The 22,823-nt window shown below is 65.2% G+C and carries 22 protein-coding genes and 1 pseudogene; 21 read left to right on the top strand and 2 right to left on the bottom strand.

Annotated elements, in window-relative coordinates; translation table 11 throughout:
• The 7 genes and pseudogenes from ACP694_RS09520 (at position 1) to ACP694_RS09490 (ending at position 5,110) form a co-directional block, all read left to right on the top strand.
• Positions 1–729 carry a rhomboid family intramembrane serine protease gene (locus ACP694_RS09520; protein WP_426011893.1) on the top strand — a complete coding sequence of 243 codons (729 nt, stop codon included), beginning with the start codon at positions 1–3 and terminating at the stop codon, positions 727–729.
• A gap of 72 nt (positions 730–801) precedes the next feature.
• On the top strand, positions 802–1,218 hold the full coding sequence (mce, locus tag ACP694_RS09515; RefSeq protein ID WP_426011892.1) for a methylmalonyl-CoA epimerase: 417 nt from the start codon (positions 802–804) through the stop codon (positions 1,216–1,218).
• A complete protein-coding gene (locus ACP694_RS09510; RefSeq protein WP_426011891.1) occupies positions 1,218–1,478 on the top strand; it encodes a DUF1467 family protein in 261 nt (86 codons plus the stop codon). The genes mce and ACP694_RS09510 overlap by 1 nt, the downstream gene beginning before the upstream one ends.
• A 164-nt stretch (positions 1,479–1,642) precedes the next feature.
• Positions 1,643–1,777, top strand: a pseudogene (locus ACP694_RS09505) (hypothetical protein); the annotation flags it as partial.
• 42 nt (positions 1,778–1,819) lie between these two features.
• Positions 1,820–3,145, top strand: a complete 1,326-nt coding sequence (proS, locus tag ACP694_RS09500; protein WP_426011890.1) for a proline--tRNA ligase — start codon at positions 1,820–1,822, stop codon at positions 3,143–3,145.
• Complete coding sequence (locus ACP694_RS09495) at positions 3,145–4,419, top strand: lipoprotein-releasing ABC transporter permease subunit (RefSeq protein ID WP_426011889.1); 1,275 nt, start codon at positions 3,145–3,147, stop codon at positions 4,417–4,419. Before proS ends, ACP694_RS09495 begins: the two co-directional genes overlap by 1 nt.
• Positions 4,412–5,110 (top strand): ABC transporter ATP-binding protein, encoded by a 699-nt coding sequence (locus tag ACP694_RS09490; protein WP_426011888.1) that lies wholly within the window; start codon positions 4,412–4,414, stop codon positions 5,108–5,110. The genes ACP694_RS09495 and ACP694_RS09490 overlap by 8 nt, the downstream gene beginning before the upstream one ends.
• A gap of 10 nt (positions 5,111–5,120) precedes the next feature.
• Here ACP694_RS09490 and ACP694_RS09485 read toward each other — a convergent pair whose 3' ends face one another.
• Positions 5,121–6,080, bottom strand: a complete 960-nt coding sequence (locus ACP694_RS09485; RefSeq protein ID WP_426011887.1) for a nucleoside hydrolase — start codon at positions 6,078–6,080, stop codon at positions 5,121–5,123.
• Positions 6,081–6,244: 164 nt separating this feature from the next.
• On the opposite strand from ACP694_RS09485, the gene sidA reads away from it, so the two are divergent.
• The 4 genes from sidA (at position 6,245) to ACP694_RS09465 (ending at position 10,910) form a co-directional block, all read left to right on the top strand.
• On the top strand, positions 6,245–6,334 hold the full coding sequence (gene sidA, locus ACP694_RS09480) for a cell division inhibitor SidA (RefSeq protein WP_426011886.1): 90 nt from the start codon (positions 6,245–6,247) through the stop codon (positions 6,332–6,334).
• A gap of 26 nt (positions 6,335–6,360) precedes the next feature.
• On the top strand, positions 6,361–9,795 hold the full coding sequence (gene dnaE, locus ACP694_RS09475) for a DNA polymerase III subunit alpha (protein WP_426011885.1): 3,435 nt from the start codon (positions 6,361–6,363) through the stop codon (positions 9,793–9,795).
• Positions 9,796–10,018: 223 nt separating this feature from the next.
• The gene (locus ACP694_RS09470; protein ID WP_426012544.1) at positions 10,019–10,210 is read left to right on the top strand and encodes a DUF5076 domain-containing protein; all 192 of its coding nucleotides are present in this window, start codon (positions 10,019–10,021) and stop codon (positions 10,208–10,210) included.
• A gap of 349 nt (positions 10,211–10,559) precedes the next feature.
• Positions 10,560–10,910: a GFA family protein gene (locus ACP694_RS09465; protein ID WP_426011884.1), complete on the top strand. Its 351-nt coding sequence runs from the start codon at positions 10,560–10,562 to the stop codon at positions 10,908–10,910.
• Positions 10,911–10,928: 18 nt separating this feature from the next.
• On the opposite strand, the gene ACP694_RS09460 is transcribed toward ACP694_RS09465, so the two are convergent.
• On the bottom strand, positions 10,929–11,579 hold the full coding sequence (locus ACP694_RS09460; RefSeq protein ID WP_426011883.1) for a haloacid dehalogenase-like hydrolase: 651 nt from the start codon (positions 11,577–11,579) through the stop codon (positions 10,929–10,931).
• Positions 11,580–11,761: 182 nt separating this feature from the next.
• On the opposite strand from ACP694_RS09460, the gene ACP694_RS09455 reads away from it, so the two are divergent.
• The 10 genes from ACP694_RS09455 (at position 11,762) to bamA (ending at position 22,822) form a co-directional block, all read left to right on the top strand.
• On the top strand, positions 11,762–12,283 hold the full coding sequence (locus ACP694_RS09455) for a GNAT family N-acetyltransferase (RefSeq protein ID WP_426011882.1): 522 nt from the start codon (positions 11,762–11,764) through the stop codon (positions 12,281–12,283).
• A 204-nt stretch (positions 12,284–12,487) separates the two neighbouring features.
• Complete coding sequence (gene rpsB, locus ACP694_RS09450) at positions 12,488–13,432, top strand: 30S ribosomal protein S2 (RefSeq protein WP_426011881.1); 945 nt, start codon at positions 12,488–12,490, stop codon at positions 13,430–13,432.
• Positions 13,433–13,588: 156 nt separating this feature from the next.
• Entirely contained in the window at positions 13,589–14,530 is a 942-nt protein-coding gene (tsf, locus tag ACP694_RS09445; RefSeq protein WP_426011880.1) for a translation elongation factor Ts, read from the top strand.
• Between the two features lie 203 nt (positions 14,531–14,733).
• Positions 14,734–15,471, top strand: coding sequence for a UMP kinase (gene pyrH / locus ACP694_RS09440; protein WP_426011879.1), 738 nt, complete (start codon positions 14,734–14,736; stop codon positions 15,469–15,471).
• Between the two features lie 25 nt (positions 15,472–15,496).
• Positions 15,497–16,063, top strand: coding sequence for a ribosome recycling factor (gene frr, locus ACP694_RS09435; RefSeq protein WP_426011878.1), 567 nt, complete (start codon positions 15,497–15,499; stop codon positions 16,061–16,063).
• Positions 16,064–16,108: 45 nt separating this feature from the next.
• On the top strand, positions 16,109–16,888 hold the full coding sequence (gene uppS / locus ACP694_RS09430) for a polyprenyl diphosphate synthase (protein ID WP_426011877.1): 780 nt from the start codon (positions 16,109–16,111) through the stop codon (positions 16,886–16,888).
• The gene (locus tag ACP694_RS09425; protein ID WP_426011876.1) at positions 16,866–17,726 is read left to right on the top strand and encodes a phosphatidate cytidylyltransferase; all 861 of its coding nucleotides are present in this window, start codon (positions 16,866–16,868) and stop codon (positions 17,724–17,726) included. The genes uppS and ACP694_RS09425 overlap by 23 nt, the downstream gene beginning before the upstream one ends.
• Positions 17,714–18,928 carry a 1-deoxy-D-xylulose-5-phosphate reductoisomerase gene (locus ACP694_RS09420; RefSeq protein ID WP_426011875.1) on the top strand — a complete coding sequence of 405 codons (1,215 nt, stop codon included), beginning with the start codon at positions 17,714–17,716 and terminating at the stop codon, positions 18,926–18,928. Before ACP694_RS09425 ends, ACP694_RS09420 begins: the two co-directional genes overlap by 13 nt.
• Complete coding sequence (gene rseP / locus ACP694_RS09415) at positions 18,900–20,435, top strand: RIP metalloprotease RseP (protein WP_426011874.1); 1,536 nt, start codon at positions 18,900–18,902, stop codon at positions 20,433–20,435. The genes ACP694_RS09420 and rseP overlap by 29 nt, the downstream gene beginning before the upstream one ends.
• Positions 20,436–20,452: 17 nt before the next feature.
• Complete coding sequence (gene bamA, locus ACP694_RS09410) at positions 20,453–22,822, top strand: outer membrane protein assembly factor BamA (RefSeq protein ID WP_426011873.1); 2,370 nt, start codon at positions 20,453–20,455, stop codon at positions 22,820–22,822.
• Position 22,823: the final 1 nt, after the last annotated feature.

The following is a 22,823-nucleotide window of genomic DNA, read 5'->3' as shown; positions in this document are numbered from 1 at the left end:
ATGAGCGACGAGCAGACGCCGCCCGCCACCGAAACCCCACGGCGCGAGACGCTGTGGGGCAGGGGGCCCTCGATGCTGTGGTTCGAGGCTTGGCCGGTACTGGTGATCACCGCGCTGATCTGGCTGGTCTTCGCGGGCCAGCAGATCGGCGAGGCCCTCGGCTACGGCGACGCGATCTTCGTGCTCGGCGCCTTGTCGAAACAAGGGCTCGCCTACGGCCTCTGGTGGACGCCCCTAACTCACATGTTTCTGCATATGGGCTGGCTGCATATCGTCATGAACAGCGCGGCGCTCGTCGCCCTGGGTCCCGCGATCGCCCAGAGGCTGGGGCGCGATTGGCGCGGCGGCCTGCTCTTTCTGGTCTTCTATTTGATCTGCGGCCTCGTCGGCGGCGCCGTCTTCGTGTTGATCGCGCCGCCCAATGGCGCGGCGATCGGGGCGTCAGGCGCGATCTTTGGCCTCTGGGGCGCCGTCGCTCGGTTGGCCGGTCCGGGAGAGGTGCGACTGGCGCCGATATTTTCCAGTTCGGTTCTGCGCCAGATCGGATCGGCGATTATTTCGAACCTGCTCGTCGTCGGCCTGGGCGCGGCCTACGGCCTGGCTTCGGGCGTGGGTATCATCGGCGTCGCCTGGCAAGCCCATCTCGGCGGTTTTTTGGCCGGGATGTTGCTAATCCAGGTATTGCCGGTCCGCTTTCATTGGCTCATGCAGCCTGCGCCAGCGCGCTGAACTGCCGCCCTTTTCGCGCCGCGGCATCGGTGTTAGGCCTGCCGCCAATCGGAAGAACACGCGGGAACGGACATGATCGGCAAGCTCAACCACGTCGGCGTCGCCACGCCGTCTATTGACGACTCGGTAAAGATGTATCGCGACCTGCTGGGCGCGACCTCGCACACCGAGAAGTGGGCCATGCCCGAACAGGGCGTGTGGGTGTGTTTCGTCAACCTGCCCAACAGCCAGATCGAGCTGATCGAGCCCTATGGCGAAGCCTCGCCGATCCATGGCTTCCTGGCCAAGAACCCCAAGGGCGGCCAGCATCACATCTGCTTCGAGGTCGAGGACATCTACGAGGCCCGCGACAGCCTGGTCGCCAAGGGCGCCACCGTGCTGGGCGAGCCTCGCATCGGGGCGCACGGTACGCTGATCATCTTCGTTCACCCCAAGGACATGGGCGGCCTGCTGGTCGAGCTCATGGAAACCCCCAAGGAAGCCCACTGATGGGTCCCGTCACCTGCATCGCCGTCTATCTGACCATCTGGTGGACCACCCTGTTCGCCGTGCTGCCGCTGGGCAATCGCACCTTCAAGGAGATGGGCATCGAGCCGCCGCCGGGGGCCGATCCCGGCGCCCCGGTCAATCCGAACCTGAAGCGCAAGTTCATCACCACCACCTGGGTTTCGGCTATCGTGATGGCGGGCTTGCTGCTGGTGATCCATTTCCACCTGATCACCCTGCCAGCGTTGCCTGCTACCTATTGATCGCCGCTCGCGACCGAAGCGGCGCCCAAGCCTTGAGCGGCGTGCGATAATTTTACCGGCGTTCGCCCAATCCGTGGGCGAAGTTCGCCAAGTAGCCAAGTCAACAGGCAATCTGGCGCCCCGAACATCCGTTCGCACCTAAGCTCAGCGTCACGAGGTCGGCTTGTCGACCTTGCTCTGTGGCGTCTTCCCCGACGATGACTTGATAGGCCGCGCGGCGACCGCGCGGCCTTCTTTTCATTTCGCTGGCGTGGGAAGGTCATCTTTTCGCCGCGCGCGTTGCCAAGCTGACGCCCAAGCGGCTATCTCAACGCCTCGAATTCCCCGGAGACGTCTCGTCCATGCGCCTTTCGCGCTATTTCCTGCCCATTCTGAAAGAGTCCCCTGCCGACGCCAAGATCGTCTCGCACCAGTTGATGCTGCGTGCGGGGATGATCCGACAGGAGGCGGCCGGCATCTATGCCTGGCTGCCGTTGGGTCTGCGGGTGCTCCGGAACATCGAGCAGATCGTTCGCGAGGAAATGGACCGGGCCGGAGCCATCGAACTGCTGATGCCCACCCTGCAATTGGCCGACCTGTGGCGCGAGAGCGGCCGCTACGACGCCTACGGCCCCGAAATGCTGCGGATCGTCGATCGCCATGATCGAGAACTGCTCTACGGCCCGACGAACGAGGAGATGATCACCGAAATCTTCCGCGGTTCGGTGCGCAGTTACAAGGACCTGCCCAAAAACCTCTACCATGTGCAATGGAAGTTCCGCGACGAGACCCGCCCGCGCTTTGGCGTGATGCGCGGCCGCGAGTTTCTGATGAAGGACGCCTACAGCTTCGACCTCGACGCCGAGGGCGCGCGCAAGTCCTACAACCGGATGTTCGTGGCCTATCTGAACCTGTTCGACCGCATGGGCCTGAAGGCCGTGCCGATGCGCGCCGACACCGGTCCGATCGGCGGCGACCTGAGCCACGAGTTTATCGTCCTGGCCGACACCGGCGAGAGCGAGGTCTTCTGCCACAAGGACCTGGTCGAGATGGGCGCGCCGGGCATCGACGTCGATTGGTATGGCGACCTACAGCCGCTGGTCGACCAGCGCACCGCGCTCTACGCGGCCACCGAGGAAATGCACGACGCCGAGGCCTTCGCCCAGATTCCCGAGGGCGATCGCCTGTCGGCGCGTGGCATCGAGGTGGGCCACATCTTCTCGTTCGGGACCAAGTACTCCGAGCCGATGAAGGCCTTCGTGGCGGGTCCAGACGGCAAGGACACGCCCGTGCAGATGGGCAGCTATGGCGTCGGCGTCTCGCGTCTGCTGGGCGCGATTATAGAGGCCAGCCACGACGATGCCGGGATCATCTGGCCGGAATCCGTGGCCCCGTTCGACGTCGGGATCATCAGCCTGCGGGTCGGCGACGCCGCCTGCGACGAGGCCTGCGAGAGCGCCTACAAGGCTTTGACCCTGGCGGGCAAGGCCGTGCTCTACGACGACACCGACGCCCGCGGCGGCGGCAAGTTCGCGTCCATGGACCTGATCGGCGTGCCCTGGCAGATGATCGTCGGCCCCAAGGGGATCGCCGACGGCGTGGTCGAGATCAAGAACCGCAAGACCGGCGAGCGCCAGACCGCGCCGCTGGCCGAGGTCATCGCCCGACTTTCGGGCAAGGCCGCCTGATGGCTATCGGCGCCGGTCCGTTCGGAACCTGGGAGCGCACGGTCGCCTGGCGCTACCTGCGCAACAAGCGCAAGAACGGCGGCGTGGCGCTGATCGCCATCATCTCGTTCGCGGCGGTGATGCTGGCGGTCTTCGCCCTGATTACCGTGATGAGCGTAATGAACGGCTTCCGAGCCGAGCTGCTGGGCCGGCTATTGGGCTTCAATGGCCACGTCTACGCCCAAGGGCCGCTGCTGAACGGTCCCGACCGCGCCGGCGTTATCAACCGAATCAAGGCCGTGCCCGGTGTGACCCAGGCCGCGCCGATGGTCGAGGCCCAGGCCATGGTCATCGGCCCCAGCCAAGTGTCGGGCGCGATCGTCCGGGGTGTCACGCCCGAAGACCTTCGCGGCATGAAGATGATCGCCACCAACATCAAGCGCGGCTCGCTGGCCGGGTTCGGCGACGGCGACTATGGCGGCGACATCGTGCTGATCGGCGACCGCATGGCCCGCAACCTTGGCCTCTCGGTCGGCGACGCCATCACCCTGATTTCGCCGTCCGGCCCCGCCACCGCTTTTGGGACCTCGACCCGCGAGAAGGACTATACTGTTGGCGGGATCTTCAGCGTCGGCATGAGCCAGTTCGACGAGAGCTTCGTCTATATGGCGCTGCCCCAGGCTCAGCTGTTCTTTGGCCGCGACACCTCCATCGACTACGTGGAGATCAAGGTCAGCGACCCGGACAAGGCCAAGCAGATCAAGCCGATCATCGAGCAGGCCAGCGGTCCCGGCGCCTTCGTCCAGGATTGGATGGACAAGAACTCCAGCTATTTCAACGCTTTGCAGATTGAACGCAAGGTGATGCGGCTGATCCTGTTCATCGTCGTCGCCATCGCCACGCTCAACATCATCTCGGCCCTGGTCATGCTGGTGAAGAACAAGGGCCGCGACATCGCCATCCTGCGGACCATCGGGGCCAGCCAAGGCGCGATCCTGCGGATCTTCATGATGGCCGGCGCCTCGATTGGCCTGGCCGGCACCCTGGCGGGTCTGCTGCTGGGCGTGCTTTTCTGCGCCAACATCACCGCCATTCAGAACTTTGTCGAATGGGTCACGGGCGCGGCGGTGTTCAGCGCCGACATCTATTTCCTGGCCCATATCCCGGCCAAGATCGACTGGAGCGAAGTCGGCGTCATCGTCGGCATATCCACCGCCTTGAGCATCCTCGCCACCCTGCTGCCGGCCATCAGCGCCTCGCGTATCGATCCCGTTGAGGCCCTGCGTTATGAATAGCCCGGCGACCAGCCCTATCCTGGCCCTGCGCGGCGTCGAGCGCACCTATGTCACCGAGGCGGGGTCGCTCAGCGTGCTGCGCGGCGTTGATCTGGATGTCTATCCCGGCGAAGTGGTCGGACTGATCGGACCGTCGGGCTCGGGCAAATCGTCATTGCTGCACGCCGCCGGTCTGCTGGAGCGGCCCGACGCCGGTCTGATCGCCTTGGACGGTCGCGATTGCTCCAAACTGTCGGAACGCCAGCGCACTCAGGTTCGGTTGACGACCGTCGGGTTCATTTATCAGTTCCACCACCTGCTGCCCGAGTTCAGCGCGATGGACAACGTCGCCATGCCGGCGATGATCGCCGGCCGAAGCAAGGCCGAGGCCCGGTCGAGCGCCACGGAGATGCTCACTCAGTTGGGCTTGGCCCAGCGGCTCGACCACCAGCCGGGCCAACTGTCCGGCGGCGAGCAGCAGCGGGTGGCGATCGCCCGCGCGCTGGCCAACAGCCCCAAGCTCCTGCTGGCCGACGAGCCGACCGGCAATCTCGACCCGGCCAATTCGGCGGCGGTGTTCCAGGCGCTCTACGAGCAGGCCCGTCAGCGAGGCGTCGCGGCCCTGATCGCCACTCACAACATGGAGCTGGCCCGCTACATGGACCGGGTCTTCGCCCTGAAGGACGGCCACCTGGTTCCGCAGACCTTCTAGGCGTTGCGGGTCAAAGCAAGGCGCTCCGCATCGCCGCGTAGAAGCCCGCTTGATCGATCCGCTTGATCACCCGGGCGTTGGGCGCACGGCGGCGTAAGGCCGGATCGGCGAGCTCGATGTCGGGCAGGATGGCGTTCGAGACGCTGAGATAGCCACGCGTCAATTCGCCGATTGTCTCGACATCGACCACGGCCATTTCCGAGTCCAGGATCAAGGTCTCATCCAAGGCCAGGGCGCAGGTCAGGGCGTCGGGGTGCAGGCTGCCGTCCAGGTGCTGGGTCTCCCGCGCGAAGGCCAGGGAGGTTTCGTTGACCTTGGTGAAGAACGCCGCGCGCGGCGTACCCAGCGCGTCCAGCGCCGCCAATTGATCCAGGGTCAGCAGGCCGTCGCGCAGGGTTTCCGTCCAGGTGACAATGCTCATCGGAAAGCCGGCATTGATCACGATCTTGGCCGCTTCGGGATCGACATAGAGGTTGTACTCGGCCGCCGGCGTGACATTGCCCACGCCGTTGTCGGTTCCGCCCATGATCCACAGGTGCTTGACGGCCTGGGCGATGCGCGGCTCGCGGAGATAGGCCAGGGCGATGTTGGTCAAGGCGGCCTGGGCGATCAGGGTGATTTGACCCGGCGCTTCCATGACCCGCCGCACGATCTCGTCGGTGGCGTGGCCAGGGGAGGGACGTTGCACGGCTTTCGGAAAGTCGCTGTCGCTCATGCCGTCAGCGCCGAACACGTAGGCCGCGTCCAGGGGCTCGCGCGTGAATGGCCGCTGGGCGCCCAGATAGACGGGAACCTCGCCGCCGCGCTCGCACACTTCCAGCGTCGCCAAGGCGTTCTCGGCGTGCTGCGCGAAGCCCGCATTGCCGTGGGCGATGGTGATGGCCTCGACGCTGACACCTGGCCGGCGCAGGGCGAGCATCAGGGAGAAGACGTCGTCTCCGGCGGTGTCGGTGTCGATGATCAGGCGCATGCGGCGATCTGAGCCGATCTCGGCGTCAAATCCAGCCGAAACGAAGCCCGCGACCGACCATCGCAGAGGCCGCGACAAAAAAGCTCACAATCGAACGCGGCCTCTTGCGGACAAGAACAAAAGTAGAATATAGAACAAACAAGCAACGATCTCAGGAGGGTTCCATGGTCCGCATCGCACGTGAGTCTTTGGCGCTTGTATCTGTCGCCAGCTTCGTCTGGATGATGTGCGCGGTCGCCCAGTTGGTGTCCTGAGTCGTGTAACGTTGTGAGGTGGCGAAATGTCGGGCAACGAGGGTCAGGGGTTCGTCCACCTTCGCGTGCGCTCGGCCTATTCGCTGCTCGAGGGCGCCATCAAGGCCGACAAAATCCCCGGCCTGGCCGCGGCGGCTGGAATGCCGGCGGCGGGGCTGGTTGACCGCAACAACCTGTTCGGGGCGCTGGAATATTCGGTCTACTCCAAGGACCACGGGGTCCAACCGATCATCGGCTGCGCCCTGGCGGTGTCTGGCGTCGGGCCGGGTCCGACCGAGCGCTGGGCGCGCACACCAACCATAACCTTGCTGGTCCAGAACGAGCGGGGCTATCTCAATCTCTCCGAATTGTCGTCGATCGCCTATTTGGAAAGCGGCGAGATGTCGGAACCCGTCGTGCCCTGGACCAAGGTGGTTGAGCACGCTGAGGGGTTGATCCTGCTGTCGGGCGGCACGGACGGTCCTGTTGACGCCCTGTTCGCCTCGGGCAAGACCGGCGAGGGCGAGGCCGCGCTGGCGCAGATGCAGCGGGTGTTCGGCGACAGGTTCTATGTCGAGCTGCAACGCCATGGCCTGCCGCGCCAGGCCGCCGCCGAGCCGGGCCTGGTTCATTGGGCCTATGAACACGATGCGCCGCTGGTCGCCACCAATGATGTCTATTACGCCAAGCCGGCGATGTATGACGCGCACGACGCATTGCTCTGCATTTCCGACGGCGCCTTCGTTGGTCAGGACGAGCGTCGGCGGGTAACCCCTGAGCACTGGTTCAAGCCGGCCCAGGATATGCGCAAGTTGTTCGCCGACCTGCCGGAAGCCTGCGACAACACCCTGGATATCGCCCGCCGCTGCGCCTTCATGGTGCAGAAGCGTGATCCGATCCTGCCCAGCTTTCCCACCGGCGACGGCCGCAGCGAGCCGGAAGAACTGAAACACCAGGCGCGCGAGGGCCTCAAGAAGCGCCTTGAGGGTCTGACCCTGGCGTTCGAGGAACAGGTCTATTGGGACCGGCTGGATTTCGAACTCGACGTCATCATCAAGATGGGCTTTCCCGGCTACTTCCTGATCGTGTCGGACTTCATCAAGTGGGCCAAGGACCAGGGTATTCCCGTGGGGCCTGGGCGGGGTTCGGGCGCCGGCTCGCTGGTCGCCTGGGTGCTGACCATCACTGACCTGGATCCGCTGCGGTTTGGTCTGCTGTTCGAGAGGTTCCTCAATCCTGAACGGGTCTCCATGCCCGACTTCGACATCGACTTCTGCCAGGAGCGGCGGGAAGAGGTGATCGTCTATGTCCAGGAAAAATACGGCCGCGACCGCGTGGCCCAGATCATCACCTTTGGCTCCCTGCAGGCCCGCGCCGTACTGCGCGACGTCGGCCGGGTGATGCAGCTGCCGCTGGGCCTGGTCGACCGGCTTTGCAAGATGGTGCCCAACAACCCGGCGGCTCCAGTGACCTTGGCCCAGGCCATCGAGATCGAGCCGCGCCTCAAGCAGGCCCGCGACGAGGACGGCGCCGTCAAGGCCTGCCTGGACGTCGCCCTGCAGCTGGAAGGCCTATTCCGCAACGCCTCGACCCACGCCGCCGGCGTGGTGATCGGCGACCGCCCCCTGACCCAGCTGACCCCGCTCTACAAGGATCCCCGCTCGGACCTGCCGGCTACCCAGTTCAACATGAAGTGGGTCGAGAGCGCGGGTCTGGTGAAGTTCGACTTCCTGGGCCTCAAGACCCTTACCGTGCTGGATCGCGCGGTAAAGCATCTGAAGAAGCGCGGCGAGATCGTCGATCTCACCAGCCTGCCGTTCGACGACGCCAAGACCTACGAGCTGCTTGCCTCCGGCCAGACGGTCGGCGTGTTCCAGCTGGAAAGCCAGGGCATGCGCGACACCCTGCGCAAGATGCGCTGCGGTTCGATCGAGGAGATCACGGCGCTGATCTCGCTGTACCGCCCCGGTCCGATGGACAACATCGACACCTTCGTGGACTGCAAGTTTGGCCGCAAGCCGGTCGACAACCTGCATCCCTCGCTGGAGGTGGTGCTGAAGGAGACCTACGGCGTCATCGTCTACCAGGAACAGGTGATGCAGATCGCCCAGATCCTGGCGGGCTACAGCCTGGGCGAAGCCGACCTTCTGCGCCGGGCCATGGGCAAGAAGAAGAAGGAGGAGATGGATCTCCAGAAAATCCGTTTCGTCGCCGGGGCCAAGGACAAGAACGTCCCGGAAGAACAGTCGGGCTCGATCTTCGAACTGGTGGCCAAGTTCGCCGGCTACGGCTTCAACAAGTCGCACGCCGCCGCCTACGCCCTGATTGCCTACCAGACCGCCTGGCTGAAGGCCAACACGCCCGTCGAGTTCCTGGCCGCCTCGATGAGCCTCGACTTATCAAACACCGACAAGCTGGCGGTCTTCCACCAGGACGCCCGGCGGTTTGGCATCACGGTGCGGGCGCCGGACGTCAATCGCTCGGGGGCCGACTTCGAAGTCGAGACCGGCGAGGTGCTCTACGCTCTGGGCGCCGTGCGCAATGTCGGTCTCGAAGCGATGAAGCATCTGGTGGCCATCCGCGAGGAGGGCGGGGCGTTCCGCGACATTTTCGACTTCGTCGAGCGGGTCGATCCCAAGCTCGTCAACAAGCGGGCCATCGAGAACCTGGCGCGGGCGGGGGCCTTCGACTCGTTCCACAAGAATCGCGCCCAGATCCTGGCCTCGTCCGACGTGTTGATCGCCCACGGCCAGAGCATCGCCGCCGACCGCCAGGGCGGACAGCACGCCCTGTTCGGCGGTGATCCCGCTGCTGGCCGGCCGCGCCTGAAGAAAGTCGAGCCCTGGAGCCAGGTCGACCTGCTCGACGAAGAATTGGCCGCCGTCGGCTTTTATCTGACGGGACACCCGCTGGAAGACTTGGTGGGCATGCTGCGTCGCAAGCGCACCGCCATGCTGACCGAGGTGATCCCCCAGGCCGAGGCCGGCATGGAGGCCTTCCGGATGTGCGGCGTGGTGCGTCGTCGCCAGGAACGCGCCTCGCAAAACGGCGAGCGCTTCGCCTTCGTCTCGCTGTCGGACCCGACCGGCGAGTATGAGGTGCTGTTCCCGCCCGAGGCGCTGCGCAAATGTCGCGAGGTGCTTGAACCCGGCAGGTCGGTGTCGATCAAGGTCCGCGCCAAGGCGCGCGACGGCGAGGTGCGGTTCTTTGGCGACGACGCCGAACCGATCGAAAAGGCCATCGAGAACGTGGTGGCGGGGTTGCGCATGCACCTGTCGCCCTCGGCCACCGAGATCGACGCCCTGCGCCGCCGACTGGAGCCGGCCCTCACTCAGCGCGGCGGCGGCGAGGTCAGCCTGGTCGCCGCCCTGGGCGGCGGTCGCGAGATCGAGATGAGGCTGCCGGGCCGCTACACCCTCGACGCCGCCCTGCGCGGCGCGCTGAAGACCGCGCCTGGCGTGGCGCTGCTCGAGGACGTTTGATGCGACCCTGCGCTGACCAAGACGGTCGTGGCGTCGTCTCGGACGGGCGGTCGAGCGCGTCCGGCATCGTCGAGCGAGAAGGGTCGGGCGTGTTGTCGGTTTTGGACCGTTCTGGGATCGCGGTGTGGTCCGTATTCGGGAAACGCCCTCGACTCGATCTTGGCTTTTAGGGCTTGAGGGCGTGATGGAAGGCCTTGGAATTCCGCCAGCGGCGCTTCGCGACATCGAGGCGCTGGAGCTTGTCCGCGTCTGGGTCGCCGAGCAGGGTCTGCATTGCTCCCTGCGGGTGGGGCTCTATGCGGGCGACGGCGTGCCAAGGGAGACGGCGGCTTGGGGCATTATCCTGGCCGACCTTGCGGGACACGTCGCGGACGCGCGAGCGCCGAGGGCATCGGATCGCGGGCGGACTTGCTGAACGCGCTGGTCGAAAGCTTCAACGATGAGACGGCCGTGCCCTCGTCCGCACGAACCGGTGGGAGGGGCGCAGAGGCGAACTGACGGCTGCGTCGGGATCGCGTGTGTAGGGCGCAGGATGCAGGCCTCGATCTTGCCCGAGGACTCCGGCCGATTGAAGCCTAGAGCATTTCCCGACCTGACTGCGTCAGGCCGTGAGCTCTAGTCTTCTGTTTTGACACATTTTTCTTCATTCGAACCGGAACTACTTCGCTCGAAAACTGCTCTAGCCCGCGCGATCCAGGGCGGTCCAGGCCTGGGTGTTGGTTGGGCGCTGCCGCGCTTTGGGTAGCCGGGAGGGAGAAGGGTTCATGTCCCAACACCAGGGTGGATGCCAGTGCGGGCGGGTGCGCTACGCAGTGGACCTCGAACTGGACAACCTGATCACCTGCAACTGCTCGCGGCGCGACAAGCTGGGTTCGATCCTGGCCTTCGCGTCGGCCAGCGCGTACGAGCTCCCGGAGGGCGAAGACGCCATGAGCGAGTTCCGGTTCAACACCCACAAGGTCTCGCATCTGTTTTGCGAGACCTGCGGCATCGAGTCCTTTGGCCGGGGCGTCGGGCCGGACGGCGCGAAGATCGCCGCGATCAACGTCCGCTGCCTGGACGACTTGGACGTTTTCGCGTTGAAGCTGCACCAATTCGACGGCAAGGCGCGCTGAGAGTCCGGGAAACCGCGCCTACCAAGCCGAGGCGCGGCCGTTGGGCAGGCGCGCGCGGCTGAGGCGGTGCTGGGCGGCCTTGCCGTGGCCGACGATCATCGGAGTATCGCCGCCGCGCAGTAGGGGCAGGTCGTCGAGGCTGTCGGTATAGGCATAGGCCCAGCGCTTGCCATGGCCGGCGTCGGCCAGCGCTTGGCACTTGCGCTGATTGCGGCAAGGGACGTCGGCGACCCAGCCGCCGGCCAGGGGCTTGAGCGAGGTGCCCAGCACGATGATCTGCCTGCCCTGCGGATTGACGAGGGCGCGCGCCAGGACGATGGGGGCGGCGGTGACGATCACCACGTCCTCGCCGCGCGCCAGGTGGGCGTCGAGCGTTTCTAGGCCTGGGCCGCGCCAATGGAATGGCAGGGTCCCGGCGTGGAAGCAGGCTGCGAAATCGGCGCAGGATTGGCGCAGATCGCGCTCGCTCAGGCCGACCGTGGCGGTCCACAGCAGGATCGCGGCCCCGGCGCGACGGGTGCGGGGCGCGACCACCATTGGAATGGCGACCGGAGCGAACAGCATCGCGGCCAGCCAGCGCAGAGGGGAATGGCGGACCCGCCGCCACAGCCACACGGCGGTAGAACCCCCGTCCAGCACGGCGCCGTCGAGATCAAAAACCGCGAGCACGAGTCACCTCTGCCCATTACGGCCGTCCGGAAAGGTTCGAAAAATCTTCGGCCACGAGATCCAGGCTATCGGACACCCGCTCTGTGTCAGAAACGCATGACGACCAGGTTTGCTTGTGGACAGATCAGGTTCTCTTGTGGGTCAGTGACGCCCAGGCCTCTTCGATGCGAGGGACGCGCCCGATGGATGGTTTCACGACGCCTCGACTGGTCGCCGAGCGGCTGCATCCACGCCATCTTGTCGACCTCGTCGCGCTGCATCTCGATCCGGAGGTCTCCCGCTATCTGGGCGGGACGCGTTCGGCCGAGGCGACCACGGCCTATCTCGCGGCCAATCTCGCCCATTGGGACCGCCACGGCTTTGGGCTATGGGCCTGGTGCACGCCCGACGGCGCCTTCGTGGGCCGGGCCGGCATCCGTCCTCTGGCGGTCGAGGGCGTTCCGGAGATCGAAGTCGCCTATGCCATGACGCGCGAGGCCTGGGGACAAGGCTATGCAAGCGAAATGACGCGCGCCCTGGTCCAACACGGTTTGGAGCGGCTAGGCCTGCCGTCGTTGATTGGCTTCGTCATGATCAAGCACCTCGCCTCGCGCCGGGTCCTGGAGAAGGCGGGGTTCGCGTTCGAGCGCGATGTCGTCGACGCGGGCGAGCCCTGCGTCCTCTACCGGCGCAGGGCGTCGCAGTCGGGCGCGGCGACGGCATGAGCGTGCCGCTCAGCGGCTCCAAGCGGCACGTCCCGCCGCCTAAGGGCTTGCTTTTTGGTCCGTTCACGCCTATCTGCCGCGCCATTCCACACGTGGACGTGCGGCGACGAAGGGGAGACATCCCGACGTTACCGTTCCGGTCCCGGTCCGAATTGTCGGAGCGGGGGTGTCCACGGAGGTTCAACCGGAAGAAGGAGACCTATCATGGCGCTTCCCGAATTCTCCATGCGTCAGCTCTTGGAAGCTGGCGCCCACTTCGGCCACCAGACGCATCGCTGGAACCCGAAGATGGACCGTTTCATCTTTGGTTCGCGGTCGAACATCCACATCATCGACCTGTCGCAGTCGATCCCGCTCCTGCACCAAGCCCTGGTGAAGGTGCGTGAAGTGGCCGCCGCCGGTGGCCGCGTGCTGTTCGTCGGCACCAAGCGTCAAGCCAGCGACCCGGTCGCCACGGCCGCCAAGCGTTGCGCCCAGTACTATGTCAATCACCGCTGGCTCGGCGGCACCCTGACCAACTGGCGCACCGTCTCGGGCTCGATCGCGCGTCTGCGCGAACTCGAAGGCATCATGGTCGGCGAAGGCTCGGGCCGCACCAAGAAAGAACTGCTGCAGCTGACCCGCGAACGCGACAAGCTGGAGCTGTCGCTGGGCGGCATCAAGGACATGGGCGGCATCCCCGACATCATGTTCGTGATCGACACCAACAAGGAAGCGATCGCGATCCTTGAAGCGCGCAAGCTGAACATCCCGGTCGTCGCCATTCTCGACACCAACTGCGATCCTGACGGCATCACCTATCCGATCCCGGGTAATGACGACGCCGCCCGCGCTCTGCAGCTTTATTGCGACCTGATCGCCGACGCCGTCCTCGACGGCCTGGCCGCCGGCCAAGCCTCGTCGGGCGTCGATCTGGGCGCCTCGGAAGCCCCGATGGAGCCGACCCTGGCCCGTCAGCTGACTCCGGAACCGGTGGCTGAAGCCGCCGCCGCTCCGGAAGTCCCGGCCGCCGAAGTCGCCGAGCAGGAAGCGGCGTTTGAAGCCGCCGCCGCGCCTGAAGTCGCTGCCGTCGAACCCGCCCCGGAAGCCGCTCAACAAGCGACCGCCGAGGCCATCGAAGCCGTTGCCGAAGAGCCGGCCGCGAGCTGATTTCCAGCCGCCACGCTCGGGTTTCGACCGGAGCGTGGCTGTTGCGCCCCTGACATGCGACCGGGCTATCAAGCCCGGTCGTAGTTTGTTTCACGCGTCCCCGCGCGCCGGTTTCGGTGCTGGTTGGAAGCGCCCCGATATTCAATGGAGGAATTCATGGCTGAAGTGACCGCTGCGCTGGTGAAAGAACTGCGCGAAAAGTCCGGCGTCGGCATGATGGACTGCAAGAAGGCCCTCGTCGAAAACGCCGGTGACGTCGATGCGTCCATCGACTGGCTGCGCGCCAAGGGCCTGTCCAAGGCCGCCAAGAAGGCCGACCGCGTCGCGGCCGAAGGTCTGGTGGGCATCGCCGTGCGCAATGACGGCGTTGGCATGACCGCCGCCGCAGTCGAGGTGAACGCCGAGACCGACTTTCTGGGCCGCAACGACCTGTTCCAGAACGCCGTACGCAAAATCGCGGCCGTCGGCCTGGATGTCGAAGGCGTGGACGCCATCACTGCGGCCAAGACCGCCGAAGGCGACGTCGTGTCGGACCTGCTGACCAACCTGATCGCCACGATCGGCGAGAACATGCTGCTGCGTCGCTCGGCGCGCTTCACCGTCGCCAAGGGCGCGGTGTCGTCCTACATCCATAACGCCACCGCGCCGGACCTGGGCCGGATCGGCGTGCTGGTGGCCATCGAAGGCGAAGGTGATCAGGCCAAGATCCTTGAGCTGGGCCGCAAGATCGCCATGCACGTGGCCGCGACCGCCCCGCTGTCGCTGTCGCCGGATGATCTGGACCAGGCCGCGATCGAGAAGGAACGCCAGATCTTTACCGAGCAGGCCCTGGAGTCGGGCAAGCCCCCGGCCGTGGTCGAGAAGATGGTCGAAGGCCGAATCCGCAAGTTCTTGGAGGAAGTCGTGCTGCTGAAGCAGGCCTTCGTCATGAACCCGGACCAGACCGTCGAGCAACTCGTCGCCGAGACCGGCAAGGAACTGGGCTCGCCGCTCACCGTGAAGGGCTTCGTTCGCCTGGCCCTGGGTGAAGGCGTCGAGAAGGCACCTGAGGGCGATTTCGCCGCCGAAGTCGCAGCCATGGCTGGCGGTCAAGCCTAAGCCTTCTCCGCCGGCTTGGCCTCAGGGCTGGACGGCGGAGCAGATCGCCGAAGGGCGCGGCGCGTTTCAACGCGCGCCGCGCCCTTTTTGCGCGCGGCTTGCGTCCTGCACGCTATCTCGGCGGTTTTCAGCCGGAAAACCGATCCCACTTTTTCGGAACGCGCACTATGTTGCGTCTCGACGACTCAAGAAGAGCCAGCCGCATGTCCGAAGCCCCGCACAAACCGTACCGCCGCGTGCTCCTGAAGGTTTCGGGCGAAGTGCTGATGGGCGATACGCCCTACGGCATCGACACCAAGACCGTCGAGGCGGTGGCCGAGGACATCCGCCAGATCGTCCAGTCCGGCGTCGAGCTGTGCCTGGTGATCGGCGGCGGCAACATCTTCCGCGGCATGGCGGGGGCGGCCAAGGGCATGGAACGGTCCAGCGCCGACTATATGGGGATGTTGGCCACGGTGATGAACGCCTTAGCGATGCAGGACGCGCTTGAGCGGATCGGCGTCTCCACGCGCGTGCAGTCGGCCATCCCGATGGCCACGGTCTGCGAGCCCTACATCCGTCGCCGCGCTCAGCGGCACCTGGAGAAGGGCAGGGTGGTGATCTTCGCCGCCGGCACCGGCAACCCGTTCTTCACCACCGACACCGCCGCCGCCCTGCGTGCCGCCGAGATGCAGTGCGACGCCCTGTTCAAGGGCACCAGCGTCGATGGCATCTACAGCGCCGATCCCAAGAAGGACCCGGCCGCCAAGCGTTACGACACGCTCAGCTACATGGACGTGCTGGCCCAGGACCTGCGGGTGATGGACGCCTCGGCCGTGGCGCTGATGCGCGACAACAATATTCCGATCATCGTCTTCTCGATCAAGGGACGCGGCAACCTGCTGGATGTCCTCAAGGGCCAGGGGACGCGCACCGTCGTTTCTGCCGGCCAAGCCGCCTAATTTCCCAGCGAAAAGAGCCCAAGCCATGGCCACCGCCGAAAAACCCGATCTGCCCCGCTACAAGGACCGCATGGACAAGTCGGTCGTGTCGTTGAAGGAAGACTTCGCCGGTCTGCGCACCGGCCGCGCCTCGTCAAGCCTGCTCGACCAGATCATGGTCAGCGCCTACGGCTCGATGGTTCAGCTCAACACCGTGGCTTCGATCAGCGTGCCCGAGCCGCGCCAGATCAATGTCAACGTCTGGGACAAGGGTGTCGTCGGCGCCGTCGAAAAGGCCATCCGCAACTCCGATCTGGGCCTGAACCCGGTCATGGAGGGCAACAACCTCCGCATCCCGATCCCGCCGCTGACCGAAGAGCGCCGCAAGGATCTGTCTAAGATCGCCGGCAAATACGCCGAGGCCCAGAAGGTGGCCGTGCGCAACATTCGCCGCGACGCCAACGACGACCTGAAGAAGGCCGAGAAGGCCAGCGTCATCAGCGAGGACGAGCTGAAAAAGATGGAAACCGAGGTCCAAAAGATGACCGACGAGGCCATCAAGCGGATCGACGAGGCCTTGAAAAACAAAGAACAAGAGATCATGCAGGTTTAGGCATCGACCTAAGTTGTGAGAGGCGATGAGGGAAGGCTGAAGCGCATGGCGCCGACGACCGGCCTGCAGAACGTGTCGATACGCGCCGGGGGCGCCAAGTCGACGCCGTCGCTGCATGTGGCCATTATCATGGACGGCAATGGCCGGTGGGCGAAGCGGCGTAATCTGCCACGCGTCCTGGGCCACAGGGCTGGCGTCAACGCTCTAAAGCGCACCGTCGAGGGCGCCGGCGCCTTGGGCGTGGGCGTGCTGACGGTGTTCGGCTTCTCCACCGAAAATTGGAGCCGGCCGCCGCAGGAGGTGTCCGAGCTGATGGGCCTGTTGAAGGCCTATCTGGAATCCGACCTTGACCGGCTGGCGCGCGAAGGCGTGCGGGTGCGCATCATTGGCCGTCGCACGGGACTGGCGGCCGACGTGCTGGACGTGATCGACCGCGCCGAACGCCGCACGGCCCAGAACAACAGTTTTCTGCTGCAGGTCGCCTTCAACTACGGCGGCCGCGCCGACATCACCGACGCCGCGCGCGCCTTCGCCCTGGCCGTCGAGCGCGGCGAGGCCCGGGCCGCCGACTTGGACGAGGCCATGTTCGAGCAACGGCTTTCCACCGCTAACGCCCCCGCGCCGGACCTGATCGTGCGGACCAGCGGCGAACAACGAATCTCGAATTTCCTGCTGTGGGAATGCGCTTACGCCGAACTGGTGTATCAGGATGTTCTTTGGCCGGACTATGGGCCCGAACACCTCGCCGCCGCGTTGACGGAATATCGCGGTCGCGATCGGCGCTATGGAGGTATTGCCGTCGATGACGTCGCCGTCGCCGGCTAAGCGTTTCAACTGGGGTAACCTGCGAATCCGTGTCGCTTCGGCCACGGTGCTGGTGCCGACGGTCGTGGCCGCCGTCTGGTTTGGGGACGTCTGGTTCCTGGCCCTGGTCCTGGTCGGCGTCGCCCTGCTGGCGCGTGAGTGGGCCGAGATGAGCGCCAAGCGCGCCGCGCTCGGTGTCGCGGTGGCGATTGGCGCGGCGTCGGCGATCTCGGTAATCGTCGCCTTCCAAGGCCACTACTACATCACCTGGCCCGTCGTGATCATTGGGGCCATCGCCGCGGCCCTGATGGCCCGGGGCGCGCTCGAGCGTCGGGCCGATGCGGCCTATGGCGTTATCTATATCGCCCCTTCGGTCATCGCCCTGATCTGGTTGCGACAAAACCCTGTCGACCAAGCCGTCGGGCTTAGCTGGACCCTACTGCTGTTCACGGCAACCTGGTTCGCCGACATCTTCGCCTTCGTGACCGGCAGCATCTTCAAGGGCCCCAAGCTGTGGCCGCGCTATTCGCCGAACAAGACCTGGTCGGGGTTCTTCGGTGGACTTGTCGCGGCGGCGCTCGGCGCGATCGGCATCGTGGCTCTGACGCACGCGCTGCCGGCCCTGCCGGACCTCGACCTGTCGTGGCCCGTTGCGGCGGCGGTGGGGTTCTTGGGTGGCTTGGCCACCATGGCCGGCGACCTATGGGAATCGATGCTCAAGCGCCGGTTCGGCGTGAAGGACTCCGGCGACCTGATCCCCGGCCATGGCGGCATGCTCGACCGGGTGGATGGCTTGATGTTCGCGGCGATCGTGGTCGCCGGCGCGCGACTGCTCGACCAGTGGGGATGGTTGCCTTGACCCTTGTGAACGCGATCGCGGCCCGCAAGGTCGTGGTGCTGGGTTCGACGGGCTCCATCGGCGTTTCGACCCTGGACCTGTTCGATCAGGCGGGTGTCGAGGTCGAGATCCTGGCCCTGACGGCAGGACGCAATGTCGCCAAGCTGGCCGAGCAGGCGCTGCGCTGGAAGCCCAGGATTGCGGTCATCGACGACGAGCGCCTGCTGCTGGAACTGCGTGAGCGCCTGGCCGGCTCGGGCGTCGAGGCCGCAGCCGGCGCCGCCGCCGTTTCGGAAGCCGCCGCCATGGGCGCGGATTGGGTGATGTCGGCCATTGTCGGCGCGGCGGGCCTGGCGCCGACCCTGGCCGCAGCCCGCACTGGGGCGGTCATCGCTTTGGCCAACAAGGAAAGCCTGGTCTGCGCCGGTCCGTCCCTGTTGCGCATCGCCCACGCGGCCGGCGGATCGGTGATCCCGGTCGATTCGGAGCATTCGGCGATCTTCCAGGTGCTGCAGCGCGATTGCCTGGACCGGGTGGCGCGTCTGATCCTGACCGCCTCCGGCGGCCCGTTCCGCACTTGGGATAAGGCGGCCATGGCCAAGGCCACGCCCGAACAGGCGATCGCCCACCCCAACTGGTCGATGGGCGCGAAGATTTCGGTCGATTCCGCGACGATGATGAACAAGGGCCTCGAGATGATCGAGGCGTCCTACCTGTTCGACACGCCGCAGGAGCGCATCGACGTGGTGATCCACCCGCAGTCGGTGATCCACAGTCTGGTCGAATACACCGACGGATCGACCCTGGCCCAGATGGGGCCGCCGGACATGCGCAGCCCGATCTCCTGCGCCTTTTCCTGGCCCCAGCGCCTGTCCTGGCCCGCAAAGCCTCTGGACCTGGCCGCCTACGGCCAACTGACCTTCGAAGAACCTGACCTGGAGCGCTTCCCGTCGATCGCCATCGCCCGCGAGGCCCTGCGCCTGGGCGGCGGCGCGCCGGCGGCGATGAACGCGGCCAATGAGGTCGCTGTCGCGGCCTTCCTTGACCGCCAGATCGGCTTTCTGGATATTGCCAGCGCGGTGGCGGGGACACTGGAACGCATGAACGGCCGGGGCGACCTGGCCGTGAGCGACGACGACGCCCTCGACAGCGCAATGATGACTGACGCGTCGGCCCGCCGCATTGCGGCCGAGGTTGTCGGCCAAGTTCGCCGTTCAAACTGAAGACGAGAAGAAAATCCCGATCATGCTCGGCTTCATCCAGTCCGCTGCGTCCTACTTGATCGCCTTTCCACTGGTGATCCTGTTGGTCGTGACCGTGCACGAGCTTGGCCACTTCTGGGCAGCCAAGGCCTGCGGCGTGGCGATCGACCGATTCGCGATCGGCTTCGGTAAGCCCGTCGCCGCCTGGCGCGACAAGGCTGGCGTGCAATGGCAACTGGGCTGGTTGCCGCTTGGTGGCTATGTCCGCTTTTCTGGCGACGAGAACGTAGCCAGTGTGCCCGACCAGAACGACTTGAAGGCCATGCGCGCCGAGATCGAGCAGCGCGAGGGCAAGGAAGCCGTCGCGCGCTATTTCCATTTCAAGCCGCTCTGGCAGCGCGCGATCGTGGTCGCGGCAGGACCGGTCGCCAATTTCATCCTCGCCATCGTGCTGTTCGCCTTTCTGGCGGGCGTGTTTGGCGAAGTGGTGCGTAGACCGATCGTCACGGGTGTGAACGCCGGTAGCCCGGCGGCCCAGGCGGGTTTTGTCCAGGGCGACGTCATCCTCTCGGCCAACGGCCGCAAGATGAAGAGTTTCGAGGACCTGGACCGCTACGCCATGCTGCGTAGCGATGTGCCGATTCAGTTCGAAGTGCGACGTGGAACGCAAGAAATTGATCTGACGGCCACGCCGGCTCTGCTGGACATTTCCGACGGCCTCGGCGGTAGCCAAAAGGGCGGCGTTCTCGGCTTTGGCGTTCCTTATGTCGTCGATGAAGTGAAACCTCATGGCGCGGGCCACCTCGCCGGTTTCAAGCGCGGTGACGTGGTGCAGCGCGCCGACGGCGTGCCGATCAACAGCTTCGAGGACCTGACGGCCTATGTGAAGAAGCGTGGCGCTCAGCCAATCAGGTTCGACGTCTATCGAGGGGGTCAAACGATCCAGTTGATCGCCACGCCGGCGATGGATGAAGCGCCCACAGCCAGCGGCAAGCCGGAACGCCGCCTCATGCTGGGACTGAGCCGGCTGCTGCCGAGGCAATATATCGAACGGATCCGCTACACGCCGGTCCAGGCTCTCGGCGTAGGCGTGACCCGCACCTGGGATGTGCTCGACACCACGGTCTTTTATCTGGGGCGGATGATCAGCGGTCAGGTGTCCGCCGATCAGATCGGCGGCCCGCTGGGAATCGCCAAGACCTCCGGCCAGGTCGCCCAGGCGGGCGCGGCCAACGGCACCGACCTGCCGACGATGCTGCTGGGCGCCTCGGTCGCCCTGCTCAGCCTCTCGGCCCTGATCTCAGTCAGCGTCGGCTTCATGAATCTTCTGCCGATCCCCGTTCTGGACGGCGGCCATCTGCTGTTCTACGCCTACGAAGCGGTCGCCAGCCGGCCGCTAGGGGCGAGGCTGCAAGCGGCCGGATATCGGGTTGGTCTTGCACTGTTGCTGGGTTTCATGTTGTTCGCGACCTGGAATGATCTGCAGCGTTTGAGCGTGTTTAAATTCTTCGGCGGTTTGTTCTCTTGAGCAGCCGCCTTCCGTCCATGATTGGTCCCATGAGCAAAATTCGTGCCCATAGCGCCGCGTTCGCCACCGGCGTTGCGCTTCTTCTCGGTTCAACGGCGCTGACCGCGCCGCAGGCCGCCTTCGCCCAAGCCCAGACGACGGGCGTGGTGCAGCGCATCGTGGTGCAGGGCAACGAGCGAATCGAGCAGGGGACTGTGCTGTCCTACCTGCCGATCCAGCCGGGCGAGACCGTGGATCCGCAACGCCTCGACCTGGCGCTGAAGACCCTGGCCCGGACCGACCTGTTCGCCGACGTGAAGATCGAGCTGCAGGGCGGCGACCTGATCGTCAAGGTCGTCGAGAATCCGATCATCAACCAAGTGGTCTTTGAGGGCAATTCGGCGCTCAAGGAAGACAAGCTCAAGGACGAGGTGCAGATCCGTCCGCGCGGCATCTTCACTCGCTCCAAGGTTCAGGCCGACGTCCAGCGGATCATCGAGCTCTATCGTCGTTCGGGCCGCATCTCGGCGACCGTGACGCCCAAGGTGGTGGAACTGCCGCAAAAGCGCGTCGACCTGGTGTTCGAGATCAACGAAGGCCCCAAGAGCGGCGTCCTGGGCGTCAACTTCCTGGGCAATAGCGAATTCTCGGACAACGATCTGCGCGACGTGATCGTGACAAAGGAGTCGCACTGGTACAAGTTCCTGACCAGCAACGACAACTATGACCCCGACCGCATCGAGTACGATCGCGAGCAGCTGCGCAAGCACTACCGCAACCGCGGCTTTTTCGACTTCCGCGTCGTGGCTTCGGTCGCCGAGTTGGCCACCGACAAGAACGGTTTCGCGGTCACCTACACGATCGACGAAGGGCCCAAGTACAAGTTCGGCAAGGTCACCGTCGAAACCGAGCTGAAGAAGCTTGACGGCAACCTGTTGGCCCAGATCCTGCCAATCCGCACCGGCCAGCTGTATGAAGACGAGCGCATCGAGCAGGCCACCGACGCCCTGACCTTCGCCGCCGGCGCGGCCGGGTTCGCCTTCGTGGACGTGCGTCCCCGCTATGTGCCAAACCGCGAGACCAACACCGTCGACGTGGTGTTCTCGGTCCGCGAAGGCCCGCGCGTCTATGTCGATCGCATCGACATCGTCGGCAACACCCAGACGCTGGACTATGTGGTCCGCCGCGAGATGGAAGTGGCCGAAGGCGACGCCTACAACCGCGTGTTGGTCGACCGCTCCAAGAACAACATGCGCGGCCTGGGCTTCTTCAAGGACGTCAATATCGAGGAGCTGCCCGGCTCGGCGCCTGACCGCACCGCCCTGCGGGTCAAGGTCGAGGAGCAGCCGACGGGCGAACTGTCGTTCAGCGCCGGCTACAGCTCGGTCGACAAGCTGGTGCTCGACGTCGGCGTGACCCAGCGCAACTTCCGCGGCCGGGGCCAGAACCTGCGGGCCCGGATCTCGGTGGGCTCACTGCGCCAGCAAATCGATTTTGGCTTCACCGAGCCGCGCTTCCTGGGCCGCGACCTGCGCGCCGGCCTGGACCTCTATTCGTACCGCTACGACCTCAGCAACTATGCGTCGTACGACACCCAATCGACGGGCGGCACGCTGCGGTTCGGCTTTCCACTGACCCAGAACGCCTCGATGAGCCTGCGTTACCAACTTCGTCAGGACAAGGTCAGCGTCGCCGACGGCTTGTGCTCCGGCGGTTCCGTTTCGCAGATCCTTTGTCTGCAGCGCGGCGCTTACGTCACCTCGTTGATCGGCTACGGTCTGCGGATCGACAAGCGCAACGACCCGATCCAGCCCACTCGCGGATGGTTCGCCGACCTGAACCAGGATCTGGCTGGGTTTGGCGGTGACGTGAAGTATCTTAAGACCGACGCCGACGCCGGCTGGTATTGGGGCTTCAACAAGGACTTCATCTTCAGCGCAACCGGTTCGGCTGGCTATATCGAAGGCTTGGGCGGCGACAACGTCCGCATCAACGACCGCTACTACAAGGGCGGTTCCACCTTCCGCGGCTTCGAGATCGCCGGTATCGGCCCGCGCGACACCACGAACGGGTCTCAGAACAGCAACTCGTTGGGCGCCAAGCTCTACGCGATCGGCACGTTTGAGTTGACCGTCCCAACCCTGTTGCCCGAGCAATACGGCATCAAGGCCGCGGTGTTCACCGACTTCGGTACGGCGGGCCAGCTTGACGACGTGGATCGCCAGATCTCGCCCGGTAAGTTCAACCCGCTCATCAAGGACGGCCTGGGCCTTCGGGCCTCGGCGGGTCTGAGCATCGACTGGAAATCGCCCATGGGACCCATCCGGTTCGATTTCAGCCATATTCTCGCTAAAGAAGACTACGACAGAATCGAAACCTTCCGGTTCTCCACCTCCACAAGGTTCTAAA

The sequence above is a fragment of the Caulobacter sp. DWR2-3-1b2 genome, assembly GCF_049896345.1.
In the GTDB taxonomy this organism is placed as follows: Bacteria; Pseudomonadota; Alphaproteobacteria; order Caulobacterales; family Caulobacteraceae; genus Caulobacter.
Note: the sequence above shows the minus strand (reverse complement) of the source record. Positions and strands in the feature narration are given on the sequence as shown.

Bases quoted from the DNA above. Each gene is read 5' to 3' on its own strand.
- ACP694_RS09520 (WP_426011893.1), top strand. From the start codon at position 1: ATGAGCGACGAGCAGACGCCGCCCGCCACCGAAACCCCACGGCGCGAG.
- mce (WP_426011892.1), top strand. From the start codon at position 802: ATGATCGGCAAGCTCAACCACGTCGGCGTCGCCACGCCGTCTATTGAC.
- ACP694_RS09510 (WP_426011891.1), top strand. From the start codon at position 1,218: ATGGGTCCCGTCACCTGCATCGCCGTCTATCTGACCATCTGGTGGACC.
- proS (WP_426011890.1), top strand. From the start codon at position 1,820: ATGCGCCTTTCGCGCTATTTCCTGCCCATTCTGAAAGAGTCCCCTGCC.
- ACP694_RS09495 (WP_426011889.1), top strand. From the start codon at position 3,145: ATGGCTATCGGCGCCGGTCCGTTCGGAACCTGGGAGCGCACGGTCGCC.
- ACP694_RS09490 (WP_426011888.1), top strand. From the start codon at position 4,412: ATGAATAGCCCGGCGACCAGCCCTATCCTGGCCCTGCGCGGCGTCGAG.
- ACP694_RS09485 (WP_426011887.1), bottom strand. From the start codon at position 6,080: ATGCGCCTGATCATCGACACCGACACCGCCGGAGACGACGTCTTCTCC.
- sidA (WP_426011886.1), top strand. From the start codon at position 6,245: ATGGTCCGCATCGCACGTGAGTCTTTGGCGCTTGTATCTGTCGCCAGC.
- dnaE (WP_426011885.1), top strand. From the start codon at position 6,361: ATGTCGGGCAACGAGGGTCAGGGGTTCGTCCACCTTCGCGTGCGCTCG.
- ACP694_RS09465 (WP_426011884.1), top strand. From the start codon at position 10,560: ATGTCCCAACACCAGGGTGGATGCCAGTGCGGGCGGGTGCGCTACGCA.
- ACP694_RS09455 (WP_426011882.1), top strand. From the start codon at position 11,762: ATGGATGGTTTCACGACGCCTCGACTGGTCGCCGAGCGGCTGCATCCA.
- rpsB (WP_426011881.1), top strand. From the start codon at position 12,488: ATGGCGCTTCCCGAATTCTCCATGCGTCAGCTCTTGGAAGCTGGCGCC.
- tsf (WP_426011880.1), top strand. From the start codon at position 13,589: ATGGCTGAAGTGACCGCTGCGCTGGTGAAAGAACTGCGCGAAAAGTCC.
- pyrH (WP_426011879.1), top strand. From the start codon at position 14,734: ATGTCCGAAGCCCCGCACAAACCGTACCGCCGCGTGCTCCTGAAGGTT.
- frr (WP_426011878.1), top strand. From the start codon at position 15,497: ATGGCCACCGCCGAAAAACCCGATCTGCCCCGCTACAAGGACCGCATG.
- uppS (WP_426011877.1), top strand. From the start codon at position 16,109: ATGGCGCCGACGACCGGCCTGCAGAACGTGTCGATACGCGCCGGGGGC.
- ACP694_RS09425 (WP_426011876.1), top strand. From the start codon at position 16,866: ATGACGTCGCCGTCGCCGGCTAAGCGTTTCAACTGGGGTAACCTGCGA.
- ACP694_RS09420 (WP_426011875.1), top strand. From the start codon at position 17,714: ATGGTTGCCTTGACCCTTGTGAACGCGATCGCGGCCCGCAAGGTCGTG.
- bamA (WP_426011873.1), top strand. From the start codon at position 20,453: ATGATTGGTCCCATGAGCAAAATTCGTGCCCATAGCGCCGCGTTCGCC.